Annotated in this window: 18 protein-coding genes and 1 pseudogene; 15 read left to right on the forward strand and 4 right to left on the reverse strand. The window is 68.0% G+C overall.

Annotated elements, in window-relative coordinates:
- Nucleotides 1-17 precede the first annotated feature (17 nt).
- The 11 genes from C2R22_RS08715 (at nucleotide 18) to C2R22_RS27410 (ending at nucleotide 10,927) form a co-directional block, all read left to right on the forward strand.
- Nucleotides 18-1,670 carry a long-chain fatty acid--CoA ligase gene (locus C2R22_RS08715; protein WP_103425406.1) on the forward strand — a complete coding sequence of 551 codons (1,653 nt, stop codon included), beginning with the start codon at nucleotides 18-20 and terminating at the stop codon, nucleotides 1,668-1,670.
- A gap of 260 nt (nucleotides 1,671-1,930) precedes the next feature.
- Nucleotides 1,931-2,230 carry a hypothetical protein gene (locus C2R22_RS08720; RefSeq protein ID WP_103425407.1) on the forward strand — a complete coding sequence of 100 codons (300 nt, stop codon included), beginning with the start codon at nucleotides 1,931-1,933 and terminating at the stop codon, nucleotides 2,228-2,230.
- Between the two features lie 198 nt (nucleotides 2,231-2,428).
- Nucleotides 2,429-3,577: an acyl-CoA dehydrogenase family protein gene (locus C2R22_RS08725; protein WP_103425408.1), complete on the forward strand. Its 1,149-nt coding sequence runs from the start codon at nucleotides 2,429-2,431 to the stop codon at nucleotides 3,575-3,577.
- A 64-nt stretch (nucleotides 3,578-3,641) separates the two neighbouring features.
- Nucleotides 3,642-4,883 carry an MFS transporter gene (locus tag C2R22_RS08730; protein ID WP_103425409.1) on the forward strand — a complete coding sequence of 414 codons (1,242 nt, stop codon included), beginning with the start codon at nucleotides 3,642-3,644 and terminating at the stop codon, nucleotides 4,881-4,883.
- Between the two features lie 37 nt (nucleotides 4,884-4,920).
- Nucleotides 4,921-5,733 carry an SDR family NAD(P)-dependent oxidoreductase gene (locus C2R22_RS08735; RefSeq protein WP_103425410.1) on the forward strand — a complete coding sequence of 271 codons (813 nt, stop codon included), beginning with the start codon at nucleotides 4,921-4,923 and terminating at the stop codon, nucleotides 5,731-5,733.
- Between the two features lie 62 nt (nucleotides 5,734-5,795).
- On the forward strand, nucleotides 5,796-6,689 hold the full coding sequence (locus C2R22_RS08740) for a dihydrodipicolinate synthase family protein (protein WP_103425411.1): 894 nt from the start codon (nucleotides 5,796-5,798) through the stop codon (nucleotides 6,687-6,689).
- A gap of 416 nt (nucleotides 6,690-7,105) precedes the next feature.
- Nucleotides 7,106-7,915 carry an N-acyl homoserine lactonase family protein gene (locus C2R22_RS08745; RefSeq protein WP_103425412.1) on the forward strand — a complete coding sequence of 270 codons (810 nt, stop codon included), beginning with the start codon at nucleotides 7,106-7,108 and terminating at the stop codon, nucleotides 7,913-7,915.
- A 70-nt stretch (nucleotides 7,916-7,985) separates the two neighbouring features.
- Nucleotides 7,986-8,384 (forward strand): helix-turn-helix domain-containing protein, encoded by a 399-nt coding sequence (locus C2R22_RS08750; RefSeq protein ID WP_103425413.1) that lies wholly within the window; start codon nucleotides 7,986-7,988, stop codon nucleotides 8,382-8,384.
- 76 nt (nucleotides 8,385-8,460) lie between these two features.
- The gene (locus C2R22_RS08755; RefSeq protein WP_103425414.1) at nucleotides 8,461-8,706 is read left to right on the forward strand and encodes a UPF0058 family protein; all 246 of its coding nucleotides are present in this window, start codon (nucleotides 8,461-8,463) and stop codon (nucleotides 8,704-8,706) included.
- A gap of 122 nt (nucleotides 8,707-8,828) precedes the next feature.
- The gene (locus C2R22_RS08760; RefSeq protein WP_103425415.1) at nucleotides 8,829-10,553 is read left to right on the forward strand and encodes a MutS-related protein; all 1,725 of its coding nucleotides are present in this window, start codon (nucleotides 8,829-8,831) and stop codon (nucleotides 10,551-10,553) included.
- Between the two features lie 119 nt (nucleotides 10,554-10,672).
- Nucleotides 10,673-10,927, forward strand: coding sequence for a DUF1059 domain-containing protein (locus C2R22_RS27410; protein WP_103425416.1), 255 nt, complete (start codon nucleotides 10,673-10,675; stop codon nucleotides 10,925-10,927).
- Here the strand turns inward: C2R22_RS27410 and C2R22_RS08770 are convergent.
- On the reverse strand, nucleotides 10,858-11,049 hold the full coding sequence (locus C2R22_RS08770) for a DUF7511 domain-containing protein (RefSeq protein WP_103425417.1): 192 nt from the start codon (nucleotides 11,047-11,049) through the stop codon (nucleotides 10,858-10,860). The genes C2R22_RS27410 and C2R22_RS08770 overlap by 70 nt on opposite strands.
- A gap of 207 nt (nucleotides 11,050-11,256) precedes the next feature.
- On the opposite strand from C2R22_RS08770, the gene C2R22_RS08775 reads away from it, so the two are divergent.
- Nucleotides 11,257-11,451 carry a DUF7576 family protein gene (locus tag C2R22_RS08775; RefSeq protein ID WP_103425418.1) on the forward strand — a complete coding sequence of 65 codons (195 nt, stop codon included), beginning with the start codon at nucleotides 11,257-11,259 and terminating at the stop codon, nucleotides 11,449-11,451.
- 50 nt (nucleotides 11,452-11,501) lie between these two features.
- Here the strand turns inward: C2R22_RS08775 and C2R22_RS08780 are convergent.
- From C2R22_RS08780 to C2R22_RS08790, 3 genes and pseudogenes are all read right to left on the reverse strand, one after another.
- Nucleotides 11,502-13,840: pseudogene (locus C2R22_RS08780) on the reverse strand (ATP-dependent DNA helicase).
- Between the two features lie 96 nt (nucleotides 13,841-13,936).
- Nucleotides 13,937-14,323, reverse strand: coding sequence for a hypothetical protein (locus tag C2R22_RS08785; protein ID WP_103425419.1), 387 nt, complete (start codon nucleotides 14,321-14,323; stop codon nucleotides 13,937-13,939).
- A 103-nt stretch (nucleotides 14,324-14,426) separates the two neighbouring features.
- Entirely contained in the window at nucleotides 14,427-15,617 is a 1,191-nt protein-coding gene (locus C2R22_RS08790) for an MFS transporter (protein ID WP_103425420.1), read from the reverse strand.
- A 121-nt stretch (nucleotides 15,618-15,738) separates the two neighbouring features.
- On the opposite strand from C2R22_RS08790, the gene C2R22_RS08795 reads away from it, so the two are divergent.
- From C2R22_RS08795 to C2R22_RS08805, 3 genes are read left to right on the forward strand one after another with little or no spacing between them, the layout of a single operon-like run.
- Nucleotides 15,739-17,181 (forward strand): NAD(P)H-hydrate dehydratase, encoded by a 1,443-nt coding sequence (locus C2R22_RS08795; protein ID WP_103425421.1) that lies wholly within the window; start codon nucleotides 15,739-15,741, stop codon nucleotides 17,179-17,181.
- On the forward strand, nucleotides 17,174-17,704 hold the full coding sequence (moaC, locus tag C2R22_RS08800) for a cyclic pyranopterin monophosphate synthase MoaC (protein WP_103427622.1): 531 nt from the start codon (nucleotides 17,174-17,176) through the stop codon (nucleotides 17,702-17,704). Before C2R22_RS08795 ends, moaC begins: the two co-directional genes overlap by 8 nt.
- A gap of 39 nt (nucleotides 17,705-17,743) precedes the next feature.
- Nucleotides 17,744-18,937 (forward strand): outer membrane protein assembly factor BamB family protein, encoded by a 1,194-nt coding sequence (locus C2R22_RS08805; RefSeq protein ID WP_103425422.1) that lies wholly within the window; start codon nucleotides 17,744-17,746, stop codon nucleotides 18,935-18,937.
- Nucleotides 18,938-18,955 lie beyond the last annotated feature (18 nt).

Consider the following 18,955-nt stretch of genomic DNA (forward strand, 5'->3'; position numbering starts at 1 on the left):
CCGCGTCAGCACGGAGTATGGCAGGGACCACAGCACAGACGTTACGGCCGTTCCTGTGGCGAGCGGCGAGGCTCTACCCCGAGCGCGAGATCGTCTCGCGGACCCACGAGGGTATCGAACGGACGACGTACGCCGCCTACGAGCGACGCGTCGCGCAGTTGGCGAACGCGCTCGACGACGCCGGTGTCGGTCGCGACGAGCGAATCGCGACCGTCTGCTGGAACCACACCCGGCACTTCGAGACGTACTTCGGCGTGCCGTGTCGCGGGTCACAGCTCCACACCATCAACCCGCTGTTGCCCGACCACCACATCCAGTACATCGTCGAGAACGCCGAGGACAGGCTGGTGTTCGTCGACCCGTCGCTCGTCGAGAAACTGGAGAGCTGCTACGCTGACTCGAACGGCGCGTTCGACACCGTCGAACGGTTCGTCGTGATGGGCGGTGAGGTCCCCGACACGTCGCTCGCGCCCGTGACGGACTACGAGTCCTTCGTCGAGGGACACGACGAGACGTACGACTGGCCCGACCTCGACGAGGAGACGCCGGCGGGGATGTGTTACACGTCGGGTACCACTGGGAAACCGAAGGGCGTCGAGTACACCCAGAGCATGATGTGGGCGCACACGATGGGCATCCTCCCGGAGGCCGGTCTCGACCTCGGCGCCGACGACGTGGTGATGCCCGTCGTCCCGATGTTCCACGTGATGGCCTGGGGGCTCCCCCACGCGGTGACCGCGGCCGGAGGCAAACACGTCTACCCGGGGCCGGCCCCGGACCCCGCCGACATCGCTCGACTCATCGAGGAGGAGGAGGTGACGTTCACGGCGGGCGTGCCGACGGTGTGGCTCGGCCTTCTGGAGTATCTGGAGGAGAACGACGCCGACCTCTCGTCGCTCGAACGCATCGCCATCGGCGGCGCGGCGGCGCCGAAATCTCTCATCAGGACGTACGAGGAGGAACACGGCGTGCAGGTGTTACACGCGTGGGGGATGACGGAGACGTCGCCGGTGGCCGCCGCGGCGCACCTCAAGCCGGGCATGGAGGAGTGGCCCGCCGAGAAGAGAGACGAAAAGCGGGTCAAGCAGGGGCTCGTCCTCCCCGGGCTGGAGTTCAAGGTGATGGGCGAAGACGGCGAGGTGCCGTGGAACGACGAGGACTTCGGCGAACTGTGGATTCGCGGGCCGTGGGTGACGACGGAGTACTTCCAGCGACCGGAGGCGAACGAAACCGACTTCGAGGACGGTTGGCTGAAGACCGGCGACGTCGTCCGCGTCGATTCTGAAGGCTACATCCAGATCGTCGACCGCGCGAAGGACGTCATCAAGTCGGGCGGGGAGTGGATTTCGAGCCAGGAACTGGAGAACGCCATCATGGCCCACGACGACGTGAGCGAGGCGACGGTCATCGGCGTTCCCCACGAGAAGTGGCAGGAGCGGCCGGTGGCGTTCGTCGTCCCGCGCGAGGGCGTCGGGAAGGGTCCGCTGGCGAGCGACCTCATGGACCTCCTCTCGACGGAGTACCCGAAGTGGTGGCTCCCCGACGACGTCGTCTACATCGAGTCGGTGCCGAAGACCGCAACTGGAAAGTTCGACAAGAAGGTTCTGAGAGAGGAGTACTCGAATCACGCGGTGGAGGCCCCCGAGGAAGCCGCGCCGGACGAGGAGTGAGCAGTCAGTGAGGAGATTCGGTGAGGCGTCGTTCGAGTGGCCAGCGTGGTCGTGGTCACTGTTTGTTCGAGCGGGACGACCCAGCACGACCACAGTGACCTCACCGAACGCTGTCAAGAGCGACGCGCTGAGTACAGAGGGTGCATGCAGCAGAAGAAGTATATCCGATTGCACGTAATTGGTGTCAATGATCTGAACTCATGCCCACGACACAAACTCGTCAAATGATGTTCTCTGGAAGGTGGTGGATTCCAGTTCTGATGATTCCTGTGCTGTTCCTTCTCTGGTTCGCAATGGCACTGTCGAACACTCTTTTAGCCCCGTACCTCGGCGTACAGTTCTCTGGGTATCTTACAGAGATTGCCTCTGTGCCCATCTTCCTGAGTTATGCGGTTTCTCTCTTTGCGCCGTTTGCGCTCTACCACGACCGGAAGTACGTCAGTGAGCGGTCTGGATGGACGCCAACTCTCCTCTACCTGTTCGTGTTCATCCCACTGCTAAACGTCCTCATAGCTGGCGTCTACCTTATCCAGCGACACCGGTTCGTGGGGACACCTTGATTCGGTCATTGGTCCCACTTGGTCCGCGATAGTAGTCTGTCACTCCGAGTTGTGGAACGACCGACTTGCGCTCTGTATGCAGCAGAACGTCTGAAACCGCTCGCTCTTCGAGACTCTCGACAGAGCCACTCAGGGACGACCCAGCGTCACGCCGAGACGTTCACGAACTATTTTCACGGTCCGCTCGAACCCCGCTATATGAACCTCCTCGACGACTCCGTCGTCCCCGAACGTGCCCGCTCGGTGAAGGAGCGAGCGCGGGCGTTCGCCGCCGACCACATCGAACCCGTCGCCGCCGAGTACCACGCCTCCGGCGAGTACCCGTGGGAGGTGCTCGAAGCGGGGATGGACGCCGGCCTCGTCGCAGGAGACATCGGCGAGCAGTGGGGCGGGAGCGGGTACGACCTCCTCGAACAGTTGGCCGTCGCGGAGGAGTTGTACCGCGCCGACGCGGGCATCGCGCTCACCCTCCAGTTGGCGAGTTTCGGCTGCGACATCGTCGAGCGGTACGGGAGCGAGAGCCAGGGTGAGACGTGGCTCGAACCGGTCGCCGCTCACGACCAGATTTCGGGGCTGGCGGTCTCCGAACCCGACACCGGGAGCGACATGGCGGGGATGACCACCTCTGCGGAGGAAACCGACGAGGGGTGGGTGCTGAACGGCGAGAAGTACTGGGTCGGCAACGCCGTCGAGGCCGACTGGCTCACCCTCTACGCGAAGACCGACGACGGCGAGAAGGCCCACGGAAACTACTCGCTGTTCGTCGTACCGACAGACGCCGAGGGGTATCACGCCGAGCACATCCCGGAGAAGATCGGCATGCGGGCGTCGAAACAGGGCCACATCGTCCTCGACGACTGTGTCGTCCCCGAGTCGAACCTCGTCGGCGAACGGGGTGCGGGCTTTCGGATGCTCGCGGACTTCTTCAACAAGGGGCGGGTGATCGTCGGCGGGCACGGCATCGGCCTCGCGGCGGCGGCCATCGAGGAGGCGTGGTCGTTCGTCCACGACCGGGAGGCGTTCGACCGCTCCATCGCCGAGTTCCAGGCCGTCCAGCACACGCTGGCCGACATGCGGACGGAGTTCGAGGCCGCCCGGGCGCTCACCTGGCGCGCGGCGGAGAAGGTCTCTCACGGCGAGGAGCCGGGGCTGTGGGCCGCGATGGCGAAATTGAAGGCGACGGAGGTCGCAACCGACTGCGCCGAGCGCGGGATGCAACTACACGGTGGCCGCTCTATCCTGGCCGAGAACCGCATCTCCCGCGTCTACCGGGACGTTCGCATCCCCGTCATCTACGAAGGAGCGAACGAGATTCAGCGGGACCTCGTCTACCGCCAGTCGGGATGAACGGCGACGTCGACCGGCCGCAAGCGTCTCACGGAGCGTCGCCGGCATTCGAGGACCGACCCCGATGAGCGGGCGGACCGTACCGAGCCGTGCGCGGGTTCGGACCGCGGGTGTCGTCGCCGGGCTTTGCGTGCTCTCGGCGGCCGCCGCGGCGTACGAAATCGTCCCGGCGAGCGTGACGCCGCTCGTCCGCGAGTCGCTGGGTATCGGCGCGGCGGCCGCCGGACTGCTCGTGACCGTCATGTACGCGACGTCCGTCGTCGTGAGCGTCCCCGTCGGGGTCGCGCTCGACCGCGTCGGGGTCACCCGGGCGGTCGTGGCGGCCGGCGTCGCGCTGCTCGTCGCCGGTGCGTGGGGGTACGCCGCCGCCGTCGCCGGGGCGTACTGGTGGCTGGTCGCCTCGCGCGTCCTCGGCGGGTTGGCGTACGTCGTCCTCTGGAACGCCGGCGCCAACCTCGTCGGCGAGACCGTTACGCCCGAGAACCGCGCGACCGCCGTCGGCGTCTTCACCGCGAGCGCCCCGCTCGGGTTCGCCCTCGGACAGTTCGGCGGGCCGCAGGTCGCCGCACGCGCGGGCTGGCCGGCCGTCCTGCCCACGTTCGCGGGGCTCGCCGTCGTCGGAGTGGGTGTCTTCCTCGCCGCCACCCGTGGCCAGGAGCTTTCGGTGACGACCGAGACGCCCGACCGGGCGGCGTTCGTCGCGCTCTTCACCAACCGTGGGATGTGGACGCTCTGTCTCCTCTGTTTCGTCGCGTACGACCTCTACCTCGTTCTGAACAGTTGGCTGCCGAGCTACTTGGCGGAGGGACTCGGCGTCGACCTGGCGCTGAGCGGTCTCCTGACGGCGCTGTTTCCGGCCGTCGGTATCGTCGCGCGGGCCGCAAGCGGCGGGATTTCGGACCGACTGTTCGACGGCCGTCGGCGGCCGGTCGCCGTCCTCGCGTTCGCCGTCGCGACGCCGGGCGTCCTCGGTCTCGCGGTGACGACGGACGTCGGGAGCGTCGTGGGTCTCGTCGTCACCGCGGGTCTCGGGATTCAGCTCGCCATCGGACTGCTGTTCTCGTACGTGACGGAGGTCGTCGCAAGCGAGGTCCGGACGACGGCCGTGTCGCTCCTGACTGCGGCCGGCCTCGCCGGCGCGGGCATCGCCCCCGTGGTCGCCGGCGCGCTCATCGAGCGCGTGGGCTACCGGTCGACGTTCCTGCTCGCCGGCGTCGTCGCTGCAGCCGGTATCGTGGTGGCGTGGTGGGCTCCGGAGCCGTCGGGGGGGCGCTCTGGCAAACGAGACAGTCACGAACCAGTTTAGAATGGTATTTGCTATCATGCGACGATGAGTACGCGCTATGTCGACAGCAGAACTCGATGGCAAGACGGCGGTGGTGACTGGTGCGGGTGGACAGATCGGTGGCGGTATCGCCCGCGAGTTGGCGAAAGCGGGCTGTGACGTCGTCCTCGCGGACGTGGACGTTCTCGACACCGCGTACAACCAGCAGGGGAGCGAGGAGGTCCACGGGGCGGAGACGGCACACAAACTCGCCGACGACATCGAGTCGATGGGTCGGCGCGCCATCGTCGTCGAGTGCGACGTGACGAAGGCAGCGCAGGTCGAGGCGATGATAGACGCGACCGTCGAGGAGTTCGGCGGCCTCGACGTCATGTGTAACAACGCCGGGATCATCACGCTCTCGACGGTCGAAGAGTTGGCGGAAGCGGAGTGGGACTCGGTCATGGACGTCAACGCGAAGGGGGTGTTCCTCTGTGCGAAGGCGGCGATTCCCGAACTCAAGCGGAGCAAGGGGACGATTATCAACACCGCCTCCATCGCGGGTGAAATCGGCGCGGCCGGATTGGGCCACTACGTCGCCTCGAAGCACGCCGTCATGGGGCTGACGAAGTGCCTCGCGCTGGAACTCGCCCCGGACGACGTGACGGTCAACGCCATCTGCCCGGGCATCGTGAACACGCCGATGTGGTCGAAGGTGCTCACGCCGGCGATGGGGGGCGATTACGGGGACATCATCGAGGACGTGATGCCGCTCGGACGCGACCAGACGCCCGAAGACATGGGTCGGTTGGCCGTCTTCTTCGCGACGAACCGCAACGTCACCGGCGAGGCGGTCAAGGTCGACGGCGGCATCACCCAGAACGTCATCTGAGCCGCGTCCCGAACGCGCCCGCCCACACAACGCTTTTCCCCCGGCACTCGGAGTTCTCAACGATGTCAGAGTATCCCGTGTATGCGCCGCTCGTCACGCCGTTCACTCCCGCGGACACCGTCGACGTCGACGCCCTCGCATCGCTCGTCGACAGCGTCGAATCCCGCGGCGTCGACGGCGTCGTCCCCTGCGGAACCACGGGCGAGTTCGCCAGCCTCGCAGACGAGGAGTACGGGCGCGTCGTCGAGGCGACGGTCGACGCCGCCTCCGGAACCGTCGTGACCGGCGTCTCCGACACGAGCGTTGCGGGCGTCCGCTCGAAGGTCGCTCTCGCGACCGATGCGGGCTGTGACGCCGTGTTGCTGACGGGGCCGTACTTCCACACCGAGAACGCGACCGGCGGGACCGAGGCGTTCCTCCGGGAGGCCGTCGCCGACGCGCCCGTGCCGGTGTACCTCTACAACCTTCCGGCGTACGTCGGCGTCCGTCTCGAACCGGCCACCGTGCGCTCGCTCGCCGAAGACAGAGTCATCGACGGCATCAAAGACTCCAGCGGCGACGTCGAGTACCTCCTCACGCTCGTTCGCGCCACCCCGCCGGAGTTCGAGGTGTTCTGCGGGTACGACAGCGTCCTCGTCCCGGCGCTCACGGGCGGGATAACCGGCGGCATCAACGCCCTCGCGAACGTCGTTCCCGAGGTGTTCGACGTGACGACGTCGGCGCTGGCCGACGGAGACGTCGAGCGGGCCGTCCGCCTCTCACAGGCGGCCATCGCGCCGCTGTTCGAACAGTGTTCGACCCACGGGTTCGCGCCGGCGACGAAGGCCGGGGCGGCCGCCCGCGGGTTCATCGACTCGACGGCCGTCCGGCCGCCGCTCGTCGACCTCGACGACGGAGCACAGGAGGACGTTGCCGCCGCCGTCGAGGACGCCTTGACCGTCGTGGACACGAGTTGAGAGGCGGGCGACGAATCACTCCGCAGTCCCGCCCCAGTCCGACACCGTCCCTCGCAGTCGACGGAAGCCAGTCCCGAGAACGCCGGCGTACCGCCTCGAACGGCCCGGATGCCGTCCGAAGAGGAGCGGGTGCTGGCGTGGGGACGACAATAACGGGGAGACGGGCCGCGGCCCCGGTGACTCTTCGGGCACGCCGTCACCACGGTCCGAACAGCCAGAACGGGTCCGAACGTTCATATCCGATTCCGCGGCCACCCGCCGTATGGTCTGAGCGCAACCACGGGACGCTCTGCGGCCGTGCGGCACACCGTCTCCGTGTCATCGACTCGTGTCGCCTGTTCGCCCCTTCGCTCCGAGCGACGCGGTCTCCTGACATCGGGCTGAACGCTTATCCGCGCTCGACCCTACTTCTGGCCATGGTAGACGCATCCGTCCACCTCCTCGACCGTGGTCGCGTCCGCGCCGACCGCGGTTTCGTCGTCGACGGCTACACCATGGGCACGGCGGACGAACCGAACCCCGACCACGACATCGCGGAGTTCGTGGTGTGGAACGCCGTCGTCGACCACCCCGACTGTACCGTGCTGTGGGACACCGGTTCACACCCGGAGGCGGGTGACGGCTACTGGCCCGAACCGCTGTACGCCGCGTTCCAGCACGTCGACGCCGACGAGCACCACCTGGAGTCGGACCTCGACCGCGCCGGCTTCGACCTCGCCGACATCGACGCCGTCGTGATGAGTCACCTCCACCTCGACCACGCCGGCGGCCTCGCGGCCTTCGCGGGGACTGACACCCCTGTGTACGTTCACGAGGAGGAACTCAAGTTCGCGTACTACTCGGCGAAGACGACCGAGGGTTCCATCGCGTACCTCGCCGCGGACTTCGACCACGACCTCGCCTGGGAGGTCGTCCACCGCGACCGACACACGCTCGCCTCGGACTTCGAACTCGTCCACCTGCCGGGGCACACGCCGGGCGTCCTCGGAGCCCGCATCGACCTCCCCGAGGAGACGGTCCTCGTCGCCGGCGACGAGTGCTACGTCGACGCCAACTTCACCGAGGAGGCTCCGCTGGGCCCGGGGCTCCTCTGGAGCGAGCGCGACTGGCTCGACAGCCTCCACCTGCTGAAAGAGGAGGTCCGGCGAACCGACCGGCCAGTCGATGTCCTCTACGGACACGATCTGGAGCGGTTCCAGTCGTTCGACGGCGGCTGGAACCGCTGACCACCGGGATGGTCAGTCGTGTGCAAAGAGAACAAATCCTTTTAGGTGCAGGACCCGTACTCTCGAATCAATGCCGAGTTCGATGGCCGAGTACCTGCGAGCGGATATGGAGTGTGAGGGTCTCCTCGAGTGCTTCCACGGGCTCAAGGAGCTCGACCGGGAGGTCTTCCAGTCGCTCGTCGACGTCGACCAACGGTTGACCGTCGACGAGATCGCCGAACGCGTCGACCGTGAGCGCTCGACCGCCTATCGGAGCGTCCAGCGACTGCTCCAGGCAGGGCTCGTCCAGAAGGAACAGGTCAACTACGAACAGGGCGGCTACTACCACGTCTACCGACCGGTGAGCGCCGAAGAGGTCACGGACGACATGCAGCGGATGCTCAACGACTGGTACGCCAAGATGGGACAGCTCATCCAGGAGTTCCGTGACAAGTACGACGACGAACTGGAACCGGCTACCGCCGACTGACCGACGACCCCGAGACACTCGTTATCACCCACCTTACCGGTCCACTTACCCGTTCTGAGCGCCTACGTACTACGTTGTGAACAAGAACGAACTCGTCCACCTCCACGCCCTCCTGGTCCGGGTGGCCGAGGAGTACGTCGAGTGGGACGTCGCAGCCCGCGGCGACTTCTCGGCGTACCACGCGCTCGGGACGACCCCGATGTCGCTCCGGCGGTCACGCGCCGATCACGAGACCGCGACACTCGTCCTCGCACGGACGCTCGCCGGACTGTCGGACGCACCACGGACCGAACAGACGCTCGAAGACGCTACGGCACGCTGACCGGTACCGATTCAACTGCATACTGCTGTGAGTCGGCCCCGGTTCCCGCCGCCGCGGCGGCAGCGACGACCGGTGGGTAGTCACAACAGTCCTTATAAGTTCCACCCGGCGTAGCCACGGGTATGCGACTGGAGGACTTCTGGGGCGTCGGACCGAAGACTGCCGAGCGACTGCGCGACTCGCTCGGCGAGGCTCAGGCGGTCGACGCTATCGAGGCGGCGGACGTTCGACGGCTCGTCGAGGCGGGTGTGACGCGCGGGCGGGCGACTCGCATCCTCAGGCGGGCACAGGGACAGGCAGGGATGGATCTGCTGGCGACGCGTGACGTTCGGAAGGTGTACGACGACCTGGTCACACGGGCCGCCAGCCACGCGGTCACAGCCCACGCGGCCGACAGAATCCGCGTCCTCACCCCGCTGACCGACCGGGAAGAACAGGAAGCCCGGTTGGACGAGGTTCTGACCGCCCGCGACGCGTGGCGCGCTCTCGACGACGACGGACGAGAGCGCGTCGTCGACGCGTTCGAGGCCTACGACGACGCGACGGCGACGAAACCCGCGGCCGTTCGCGCCGCGCTCGCGCTCCGCGAGGCGGGACTCGACGGCGAGACGTTCGCGGCGCTCGACGACGTCGACGAGGACCGACTCGCCGACGCGGCCGACGCGCTGGAGGCGCTCGAAACGGGCGAGGGGGTCGCCACGGGAGCGGACGCCGAACTCGACCGGCTTCGGACGCAACTGGCGGCCGCCGAGGAACTGGAGGGAAGCGCCTTCGACCTCATCGACCGCATCCGCGAGCGGGGCGTCCGTGACCTCTCGGACTTCCAGAACGCGTTCGTCGAACACGTCGCGGAGGAGACCGACCTGACCCGCGGGACGGTGACGGCGGCGACGGCCGACGACGCCGTCGACGCCGCGGACTTCGTCTCCACCTCGCTTCGGGCGCTGGTCGCCGACCTGCGCGCGCAGGTCGACGAGCGCGAAGAGACGGTCAGAGCCGAGTTGGAAGGGACCGTCGACGCCGTCCGGGACGACGTCGACCGGGCGGTGGCGGCCGTCGACGACATCGCCGTCGCGCTCTCGCTCGGGCGGTTCGCCGACGCCAACGACCTCACCAGACCGACGCTCGTCGAGAACGGCCTCGCGGTCGACCGGGCGCGGAACCTCACCGTCTCGAATCCCCAACCCGTCACCTACGGCGTCGGGAGCCACTCGCTGTCGGCGCCGTCCTCGGACCGGGTCGCAGTGCTCACCGGCGCCAACAGCGGAGGGAAGACGACGCTCTTGGAGACGCTCTGTCAGGTCGTACTCCTCGCCTCGATGGGGCTTCCCGTCCCAGCCGAGCGTGCCGAAGTGGGACGGTTCGACGCAGTCGTCTTCCACCGCCGACACGCCTCGTTCAACGCCGGCGTTCTGGAGTCGACGCTGAAGACCATCGTTCCGCCGCTCTCGCGGGAGGGGCGGACGCTGATGCTCGTCGACGAGTTCGAGGCGATCACCGAACCCGGCCGAGCGGCGGACCTCCTCAACGGTCTCGTCTCTCTCACGGTCGACCGCGACGCGCTCGGCGTGTACGTCACTCATCTCGCGGACGACCTCTCGCCGCTCCCCGACGAGGCGCGGATCGACGGCATCTTCGCGGAAGGGCTCACGCCCGACCTCGAACTCGAAGTCGACTACCAACCTCGTTTCGGCGAGATTGGGACCTCCACGCCGGAGTTCATCGTCTCACGCCTGGTGGCGAACGCGCGCGACCGCACCGAACGACAGGGGTTCGAGGCGCTGGCGGCCGCGGTGGGCGAGGAGGCCGTCCAGCAGACGCTGTCCGATGCCCGCTGGACGAATTAACAGATTTATCACATCATGGATGAGCTTTGACCTCTCAGACGAATTGTATTAGATATTAGTAACACTATTCTCGGATATAGTCTATACACGTCCGTTTTACTTTACGAAGTTTTTAGTACATGGGTCTATTGAGAGATATTGTGAAATCGAGCCCTCCATTCTACGTGAGTTGTGTTCCAGACTGTGACTACGAGGCCGAAGCGCGAGACGAAAGAACGCTCGTCGAGACGATGACGGCACACATGTGGGAGGAACACCGCCTCCCGGTCGACCCGCTCGACGTCCGCGAGATGGTCCGGCCGACTCACCGCATCTCACACAGGGAGACGAACGCGTCCCTGTCCGCGGAGAGCCACGTCTCGAGCCGTTCGTAGTGCGAACGGTCCCGTGGATAGATCGTACAGCGGTCCGCCCGGTGCTCGTAGCTGACGACGACGCTGTGGAGGTCGAACGAGCGGTTCCTCGGGGTGTCGGTCGTGTCGGAGTGGACGGCCATCACTCGACGTCTCGCCGCCGTCCCGCATGAACGCTGCTAAGTCGCGTATATAGACGACGCCACGGATATTGTGAGCCATGGTATCGAGAGACGGTGTCGGACGGCGAGCGGCCGCCAGCGCGAATCGGGACGACGGATCGGCGTTCTCGCCCCCGTTCGCGACGAAAGTGGCAGTTTGAAGTACCCGGACGGGCCTCCTTTCGTGAGATGGTTGACCCGACCTCCGACCTCGACGAGGACGTCGACGAGAGCAACGCACCGACCTGTGCCGTCTGTGAGACGACGCTCATCCGCGACCCGAACCACCACGTCGTCACCTGGATCGACGACGGACAGATCCAGGTCCGACACTTCTGCAGTCCCGAGTGCCGAGACGCGTGGGACGACGACGAACGCCCCTGACGGTCGCGTCTCGCGTTCTCCCGCTTCTTCTCGCGTTCTCACGCTCCGCCTCACTCGCGCGCCCAGAAGCGGTCGAGCCCGTACGAGAGCATGTCGGCGCTGACGGGCCGGAACTCCTCGCGCTCCGTTTCGGGGAGGAAGCCGCGAACGCTGTCCCACGAGTCGCGGGCGTAGCGTTCGTCGACGAGGACGCGAACGCCGCGCTCGTCGGCCCCGCGGATGACGCGCCCGAGCGCCTGGCGGGCTTTCCTCACCGCGGGGACGAGCAGTGCGGTTCGAAAGCCGTCGCCGAACGTGCGGTCGTACGCGGCCCGGAGGGCCGCGGTCCGCGGACTCGACGTATCCACGATGGGGACGCCGCAGACGACGGCCGCCGAGAGGCGGTCGCCACGGTAGTCGACTCCTTCGGTCAGCGTCCCGCGGAGGCTCGTCACCAGTACCTTCCCGGGGCCGGCGAAGAACTCGCCCTTCAGCGACTCCGTCTCGGCGTCGCCCGATGACTCGTCGACGAGGACACTCTTCTCGACTCGTTCTCCGAGCCGTTCGGCCATCCATCGCGCCTCCGCGTAGCTCGGCATCCCGACGAGGACGTTGCCCGGCGAGCGGGCCACCTCGGTGACGGCGTCGACGTACACCTCCCGCGTCTCCGTCTCCGACCCGACCGATCCGCGGTTCTCGTAGGTGTACTTGGGCGCGTCGACGGCGAAGCTCTCGCGGTTCTCGTCCGGAAACCCCAGTCCGTACGTCCGTTCGACCACCGGACGGCCTCGTTCGGCGAGGTCGTCGAGGCCCGTGACCTGTCGGAAGACGGCCATCGGTTCGAGCGTCGCGCTCATCAGCACGCCGCCGCCGAACGTCGAGAGTCGGTCGGCGATGGCCTCTCCCGGGAGACAGTTGTGAAGCGCGAGACGGGCGTTGTAACCGCGGCGCCACCCGGTGGCCGCCTCGTCGTGGGTCCGTTCGAGTTCGATCTCCCGGAAGTAGTTCCCGTGATCGAGCGAGCGCCACGCCGTGAGCGCTCGTCCCACGGTTGTCACCGCCCGCGTGCGGTCCTCGTCGTCGAGTTCGTTCAGCACGCGGGCGACGACGCTCCCGACGGCTTCGGCGCGCGTCCACGCGTCGAGGTGACCCGCCTCGCGTGCCCATCGCGTGAGTTCGTCCTCGTCGGTCGACGCCGGGTCCCGAAGCGGCAGTTCGTGGTCGTCGAACGTCTCGGGCACGTCGTCGAGGGACGCACGCCAGTCGGGGCGCTCGCGGTCGAGATACGCTTCGACGCGACGGTCGAGTTCCTCCCGTAGCGCGCTGACGGCGTCGCGGACCGACCGGACCTCCGCCAGCGTCACGTCGGCGTCGTCGAACTCCTCGCGGACGAGCCTCGCGTCGTCGGTCCCGCGACCCCCTCCGCTGCTCTCGAGGCCGGCGTCGTCGAACTCCAGCGGCGTGACGATGCGGTTCAGTTCGCCCAGGGCGTCCCTGAGCGTCGCGTCGCCGACGCCGTCGCTCACGAGGTTTCGCACCCTCGGTTCGAGCATGTGCGCCTCGTCGCAGACGACGAACGTCGACTCGTCCAAGAGTGCGCCCGTAAACGTCGCTGCCGTCGTCGGGTCGAACGCGTGGTAGTAGTTGCCGACGACGACTTCGACCTCCGAGAGGAGCGCGCCCATCACCGAGTGCGGACAACTCCCGTGGGAGGCGGCCAGTCCCACGAGCGCCTCGGTGTCGATGAGGCCGCGGTCGTCGAACGCGAAGGGAATCGCTTCGGCGGGTTCGCCGTCGTCGGGGAGGTCGTCGAGGTACTGCGCGTAGAACGGACAGAACTCCGTCCCGTCGTACTCGGGGGTCTCGGGGAGGTACGGCGTCGGCTCCCCGGCGGTTTCGAGGTACCGGACCCCTCCCGACCCCGAATCGGCGAGCCCCGTCTGCGCCTGCCGCGCCTCCCGTGCGAGCGCGCCGGCGGTCGTCGGCCCGTCCTCCGTCGAGAGGTTCCGCGTCCGCTCTCGAAGTCCCTCACAGCGCTCGTAGACGTTCGCCGTGTCGATTCGTCCCCGCCGTTCGCGGGCGTAGGGACAGACGTCGGCCTTGCCGACGAGCGTGAGCGCCGAGACTGGCCGCCACTCCTCGGGGAGGTTGGCGTTGATGGTTCGGACGTCCTCTTCGAACTGCCGGAGTTGCTGTTTGACGCTCGTCAACACCAGCACGCGCTCGTACTCGGTGTCGGGGTCGCGGACGAGGTCGATGCCGGCGGTGAGCGCCAGCATCGTCTTGCCCGTTCCACAGGCGCCCTCGACCACGGTGAACCCCCGTTGAGGCCGACCTCGATGGCCGTCTCGATACCGTCGACCTGCTCGGGGTACGGCGAGTCGTGGCCGAACACCTCCTCCCACTGCACGCTCGCTTCTCGCTCCCCGGCACACAAAGCGGTGTCGCCCTCGCTTGTCACGGGATGGACTGTGCCGGCCTCGTATTTGAACTTCGACCCTCGAACTCAGAGCAGGCTCACCCCGTGGACCACGACGGCGAGGTTGTTCGCGAAGACGAGGAGACCGCCGGCGACGAGCAGGCCGAGCCACAGTTCGACGGTCAGCGCGAAGCCCGCGCGGAGTCGCGGTGACGTCTCCCGGAGCAGTCGGAGGACAGCCGCGAACCCACCCACGGCGGCGACGACGGCGACGAGGTTCGTGACGACGAGCGCCCACAGCGGCCCCGAGAGCAGGGAGGCGACGAGCGGGTTCGCCTCGGTGCCGACACCGAATCGGGCGGCGGCACCGAGCGTCGTCAGGAGGTCGACGGTGACGAGGAGGAAGAGCGCGACGGTGAGCCAGTCCCAGTACTCCTCGTGGCGGGCACGGGGGCGCGTGCGGGGGACGGTCATCGTCCTCGGGTTCGGCCGCACCACATATCAATTTTTGTGATTGTAGGTTCGAAGAACACGAACAGCGTCCATGGCGGGCGAGGCAGTCGAAGCGGGCGCGAAGTCAGTCGCCGGACGCGTCGGTGTGGCCTCCGCCCGCCGCGTTCGGAAGCCGTCCAGCGAGCGAGAGCGCGACGAGCGCGGCGACGACGACGACCATTCCCGCGGCGAAGACGCGGAACACGGCGTCGAAGGCGTAGCCGGCTTCGAGGAGCACGCCGACGACGCCGCTTCCGGTGGCCTCGACGAGGAGCGAGAGGCCGCTGAAGACGGCGTACGTGCTCCCGCGCGTCCCCGCCGGGAGCGCGCCGAGGACGTACGCGTCGAGCGCCGGGAAGAGGCTGTGGATGGCGTAGCCGAGGAGGACAGAGACGGCGAGAAGGCTGCCGAACCCGCGGGCGACGGTGAACGCGAAGACGCACAGAGTGAACGCACAGAGCAGGCCGACGATGTACGGGAGATGCGGGAGGCGGTCGGCGAGTCGACCGCTGATCCAGAAGGCGGGTACGCCCGCCGCGAAGGTGAGCGTCAGGAGCGTGCTCGCCGTGGTCGCGTCGAGGCTTCGGGCGGTCGTGAGGTAGCCCACGTAGAAGTTGAACAGCCCCTGCCAGACGAAGCCCGCCGTGGCTATCATCAGGATGCCGGTCCCCATGACGCGCCAGTTCCCGAGCGCGGCGCGGAACGAGCGGTCCATCGATTCGCTCGGGGCGGACTCGTTTCGAGTGGCGACGACGAGGGCACCGGTCACGAGGAGACAGGCGGCGGCGAGCCCCCAGAACACCGCGCGCCAGGAGGCCACTCCGAGGACGACGACGACGGCCGTCGGCGCGACGACGGCGGCCAACTGCGCGGCGGTACCGTGGATACCGACGGCCCGCCCGACCCGCTCGGGGAAGAGGTCGCTGATGAGGGGGACGGCGGCGGCGAAGTACGCGCCGGAGGCCAGTCCAACCAAGAGTGAGCCGAACTGGAGGATACCGACGGTGGGCGCCGTCGCGGTGAAGCCGGCGGCGACGGCGAGGACGAGGCCCGCGGCGACGACGACGCGCTGTCTCGGCGTCCGCGTGAGGAGGTAGCCGACGGGGAACCGCACGACTCCGGTCCCGATCCAGACCAGCGAGGCGACGACGCCCACGGCCGCGGGGCCGACGCCGAACGCCGTCTGGAGTTCGGGGAGGAGGGGCGCGAACGCGGTCCGTCCGAAGTTGACGAGGAAGACTAACCCGAGGAGCGAACCGAAGAGTCGGCGGGTCACAGGGGCAGTGATTCCGGTTCGCGGTAAAGCGTTGCGTTCCGGTCGCCGCACACCGTGTCGTCCGTCGCCAGCCTGCGGGGAGGACACGCCATTTAGGTGCTCCCCGACCGAAGCCCGAAGCATGATAACCGCAAGACGGATGGCCGCCGTCGACGCCAACGCGGCCGCCCTCGGCGTCCCGCGCAAGCAACTGATGGAGTCGAGCGGGAACGCGGTCGCCCGCGTCGTCCGCGACGTCGCGGGGGGCGAGGGAGCGGAGATAGCCATCGTCGCCGGTCGCGGCAACAACGGCGGCGACGCGTTCGTCGCCGCGCGCTTCCTCGACGGGTTCGACACCCGAACGTACCTCCTGGGCCGCCCCGAGAGCGTCTCGACGGACATCGCCCGCGAGAACTACGACGCGCTCGTCGAGGCCGAGTACGACGTCGAGACCGTGACCGACTCCCGCGAGTTCGGCCTCGGCGACCCGGACGTGGTCGTCGACGCCATGCTCGGAACGGGCGTGACGGGCGCGCTTCGGGAACCCGAAGCCTCGGTCGCCGAGCGGATAAACGCGCTCGACGCCACCGTCGTCGCCGTCGACGTTCCCTCCGGCGTCGACGCGGACACCGGCGAGTCCGAGGGGGTCGCGGTCGAAGCGGACCACGTCGTCACGTTCCACGACGAGAAGCCTGGCCTGTCGAGCCTCGACTCGAAAGTGCACGTCGCGGACATCGGCATCCCCGCCGCCGCCGAGACGTTCACCGGCCCCGGCGACCTCCGCTCGCTCACGCGCGACCCCCAGTCGCACAAGGGTGACCACGGCGAAGTGCTCGTGGTGGGCGGCGGGCCGTACACCGGCGCGCCGGCCCTGGCCGCGGGGTCGGCGCTCCGCGCGGGGGCGGACCTCGTCCGCGTCGCCTGTCCCGAACCGGTGGCCCGCGAGATTCAGGGGTACAGCGAGAACTTCATCCTGGTCCCGTTCGAGGGGAGCAGGTTCGCGCCGGACCACGTCGACGACCTGCTCGGGCGGGCGAACGACCACGACGTCGTCGTCTTCGGACCCGGTCTCGGCTCCGCCGACGAGACGCTCGACGCCGTCGAGGAGTTCCTCGCGCGGTACGACGGGAGAGCGGTCGTCGACGCCGACGCTCTCCAGGTCGTCCCCGACGTGGAGACCGAGGCGACGCTCGTCTGCACGCCGCACCAGGGCGAGTTGGAGAAGATGGGCGGCACCACCGCCGAAGCGTGGCGCGAGCGGCGGAGCCTGGTTTCGGAGTTCGCGGGCGACCTCGGGCACACGTTGCTCGTGAAGGGCGCGTACGACGTCGTGAGCGACGGCTCCGAGACCAGAGTCAACCGCACGGGCAACCCGGGCATGACCGTCGGCGGGACCGGCGACGTCCTCGCGGGCGTCACGGGCGCGCTGCTCAGCACGCAGGACCCGCTCGACGCCGCGGCCATCGGCGCGTACGCGAACGGCCGGGCGGGTGACATCGTTGTCGACGAGCGCGGTTTCGGCCTGGTGGCGACGGACCTCCTCGAACGAGTCCCCGAGGCCCTGTGGGGTGAGCGCGATGACTGATTCCGAGACGCCGACCGGCGAGGACCCCAGAGAGACCGAGAGGGGTGGGGAACTCACCCACACCGACAGGGAGGGGAACGTCCAGATGGTCGACGTCGGCGCGAAACCGGACTCGGACCGGCGGGCGGTCGCCCGCGGAACCATCCACCTCCAGCCGTCGACGGTCGACGCCGTCCGCGCCGACGACATCGGGAAGGGGGACGTGCTCGCGACGGCCCGGGTGGGCGCGGTACAGGCGGTGAAACACACCTGGGAGACCATCCCGATGTGTCACCAGATTCCGATCACGAACGTCGACACCGACTTTCAGGTGAGAGACGACCGTATCGTCCTCACCGTCGCGGTCGAGACGACCGGAAAGACCGGCTGTGAGATGGAGGCGCTGGAGGGGGTGACGACGGGATTGAACGTCGTCTGGGACATGGTGAAAGCCGCCGAGAAGGACGAGAGCGGGCAGTACCCCGACACGCGAATCACGGACGTCCACGTGGTGCAGAAGGAGAAGCGAGTACGCGAGGAGTGAGCCAGGAGAACGGTCAGTAAGAGGAGAACGTTCATCACGGTGGACCGACGACCGGCGGTCGAGACCGAGATTGAGATGCCCGCTCCGCCCTCCCCACCGTCCCGCTCACGTCGACGGTTCCTCCGCACCGCCGCCGCGACCGTCGGCACCGGCCTCACCACCGCCGTCGCCGGGTGTAGCACGCGAAACCTGTTCTCGGAGGTCGACGTCCACTTCCGGACGCTGGCCGTCGAGTCACCACCGGTGGGCCTCACCACGGCGGGTGTCTGGCTCGTCGCCGCCGGGAGGGACGGTCAGGTGGTCGGGATGGACCGCGGTGACGGCGAGGCCCAGTGGGAGACGGACGCCGTCGACGAACTCCAGGTACCGCCGGTCGGTCACGACGGCGAACTGTACGTCGCCGGCGAGGACGTCGTCAGCGTCGACGGCGCGATAGAACGCTGGCGAACCCCGCTCTCGGGCGTCGCCAGCGCGCTCGCGGTGGTCCCCGAGAACAACGTCGTCGTCGCCGGCACCGAGGACGGACACGTCACCGGCGTCAACGGCGACGACAGCGGCCTCGTCGACGCCGACGACGGCGACCGTCTCTGGGAGACTCGCCTGACCGAGTCGGGGGCGGCACGCGTCGACGCGCTCGCGGCCGGCGACGGCGTCGTCTACGCGGGGTCGCGTGACGGTGTCGTCGTCGCCTTCGACGCTCGGACAGGGGAGGAGCGGTGGCGGACCGACCACGTCGCGAGTGCTCTTTCCTCGACCGGTTCGTCGGTCCTCCTCGGCCGTCGTCGGGTCCACAGCGTCCGCGACGGCGACGGCGGAGTCGAGGTCGAATGGCATCACGACACCGGGAACAACTGGACGACCGGAATCGCGTCGACAGCCGCCGGGCCGTCGACATCGAAGCGAGCCGAATCGCCGACACCGACGGCGAGCGCGCGGTGGTTCCTCGCGGGGACCCGCACCGGAGAGGGTGGCTACGTCCTGGCGCTGACATCCGACGGCGAACGACTCTGGCGGCACCAGCTCACGGGCGATGCGGTGGCACTGACGCCTGTCAGGAACGACCGATTCGCCGTCGGTATCGAGGGCGAACGGCCGGGCGTCCAGCAGTTCACGACCGACGGCGAGTCGGCGTGGCTCTTCGAGACGGAGACGAGCGTCGTCGACGTCGTCTTCGGCGGTGACTGGGTGTGGGCGGTGACGGGCAGCGGGAGGGTCGTCGGGCTGTCGGAGTGACGTGGAGGAAGGCGAGAG

Origin of the sequence: Salinigranum rubrum (assembly GCF_002906575.1) — an archaeon.
In the GTDB taxonomy this organism is placed as follows: Archaea; Halobacteriota; Halobacteria; order Halobacteriales; family Haloferacaceae; genus Salinigranum; species Salinigranum rubrum.

What these genes read in the sequence shown, in the direction of transcription:
- C2R22_RS08715 (WP_103425406.1), top strand. Translation starts at nt 18, where the DNA reads ATGGCAGGGACCACAGCACAGACGTTACGGCCGTTCCTGTGGCGAGCG.
- C2R22_RS08720 (WP_103425407.1), top strand. Translation starts at nt 1,931, where the DNA reads ATGATTCCTGTGCTGTTCCTTCTCTGGTTCGCAATGGCACTGTCGAAC.
- C2R22_RS08725 (WP_103425408.1), top strand. Translation starts at nt 2,429, where the DNA reads ATGAACCTCCTCGACGACTCCGTCGTCCCCGAACGTGCCCGCTCGGTG.
- C2R22_RS08730 (WP_103425409.1), top strand. Translation starts at nt 3,642, where the DNA reads ATGAGCGGGCGGACCGTACCGAGCCGTGCGCGGGTTCGGACCGCGGGT.
- C2R22_RS08735 (WP_103425410.1), top strand. Translation starts at nt 4,921, where the DNA reads ATGTCGACAGCAGAACTCGATGGCAAGACGGCGGTGGTGACTGGTGCG.
- C2R22_RS08740 (WP_103425411.1), top strand. Translation starts at nt 5,796, where the DNA reads ATGTCAGAGTATCCCGTGTATGCGCCGCTCGTCACGCCGTTCACTCCC.
- C2R22_RS08745 (WP_103425412.1), top strand. Translation starts at nt 7,106, where the DNA reads ATGGTAGACGCATCCGTCCACCTCCTCGACCGTGGTCGCGTCCGCGCC.
- C2R22_RS08750 (WP_103425413.1), top strand. Translation starts at nt 7,986, where the DNA reads ATGCCGAGTTCGATGGCCGAGTACCTGCGAGCGGATATGGAGTGTGAG.
- C2R22_RS08760 (WP_103425415.1), top strand. Translation starts at nt 8,829, where the DNA reads ATGCGACTGGAGGACTTCTGGGGCGTCGGACCGAAGACTGCCGAGCGA.
- C2R22_RS27410 (WP_103425416.1), top strand. Translation starts at nt 10,673, where the DNA reads ATGGGTCTATTGAGAGATATTGTGAAATCGAGCCCTCCATTCTACGTG.
- C2R22_RS08770 (WP_103425417.1), bottom strand. Translation starts at nt 11,049, where the DNA reads ATGGCCGTCCACTCCGACACGACCGACACCCCGAGGAACCGCTCGTTC.
- C2R22_RS08775 (WP_103425418.1), top strand. Translation starts at nt 11,257, where the DNA reads ATGGTTGACCCGACCTCCGACCTCGACGAGGACGTCGACGAGAGCAAC.
- C2R22_RS08785 (WP_103425419.1), bottom strand. Translation starts at nt 14,323, where the DNA reads ATGACCGTCCCCCGCACGCGCCCCCGTGCCCGCCACGAGGAGTACTGG.
- C2R22_RS08795 (WP_103425421.1), top strand. Translation starts at nt 15,739, where the DNA reads ATGATAACCGCAAGACGGATGGCCGCCGTCGACGCCAACGCGGCCGCC.
- moaC (WP_103427622.1), top strand. Translation starts at nt 17,174, where the DNA reads ATGACTGATTCCGAGACGCCGACCGGCGAGGACCCCAGAGAGACCGAG.